Annotated in this window: 1 pseudogene; it reads left to right on the top strand. The window is 79.0% G+C overall.

The annotated features are described in order from the left end of the window. Positions 1-424 (top strand): annotated as a pseudogene (locus GT042_RS21175) (DNA helicase RecD); the annotation flags it as partial.

Consider the following 424-nt stretch of genomic DNA (forward strand, 5'->3'; position numbering starts at 1 on the left):
GGCGGACGGCTTCGCGCGGGCGCTGCTCGGCGCGGCCTGCGGCCCCGGTGACGAGCGGCGGGCCGCCGCGCTCGTCGGGTGGCTGCTGGAGCGCGGCGCGCTCCAGGGCCACACCGCGGTGGAGGCGTCGTCGGTACGTACCGCCCTGGCCGGGCACGGCGTGCCGGATCCCGACGAGGCCGTGCGGCACGCCGTCTCCGAGGGCGTGGTCCTGGTGTTCCAGGAGGGCCCCGAGGAGAGCGAAGAGGACGAGGCGGAGGAGGCGGGTGACCGCGAGAGCCCCGTCGACGCCGACGCGCCGGAGCGGCCCGTGCTCCTCGGGCTCGACCGGTACGCCCTCGCGGAGGAGAGCCTGGCCGACGGGCTCGCGCGGCTCCTCAAGACCGGGCCGGACGCCTCCTGGGAGGAGGCCGCCGCGGCGGCC

The sequence above is a fragment of the Streptomyces sp. SID3212 genome, from assembly GCF_009865405.1.
Classification (GTDB): Bacteria; Actinomycetota; Actinomycetes; order Streptomycetales; family Streptomycetaceae; genus Streptomyces.